The organism is Zobellella taiwanensis (genome assembly GCF_003012795.1).
GTDB lineage: Bacteria > Pseudomonadota > Gammaproteobacteria > Enterobacterales > Aeromonadaceae > Oceanimonas > Oceanimonas taiwanensis.
Genome location: NZ_PXYH01000076.1, coordinates 1 through 283 on the forward strand (window position 1 = coordinate 1; position 283 = coordinate 283).

Here is a 283-nt window from a genome sequence, read left to right on the forward strand (position 1 = left end):
CCTGCGCCCGGGTGTGCCACAGCCCCACCGGCTACGGCCTCAAGATGACCCTGGGCGAGTCGGCGGGCACCCAGGACTTCGATTCGGTGCTCAAGGCGGACTGCATCCTGGTGATCGGCGCCAACCCCACCGACGCCCACCCGGTGTTCGGCTCCCTGCTGCGCAAGCGGCTGCGCCAGGGCGCCCGGCTGATCGTGGCGGATCCGCGCCATATCGACCTGCTCGACAGCCCCCATACCGGGGCGGCCATCCACCTGCCGATCCGCCCGGGCACCAACGTGGC

General features: G+C 71.7%; 1 protein-coding gene. It reads left to right on the forward strand.

The genetic code is table 11. The features are described from left to right. A partial coding sequence (locus C7I36_RS16990; protein ID WP_146137365.1) for a molybdopterin-dependent oxidoreductase occupies positions 1–283 on the forward strand: 283 nt, incomplete at both ends.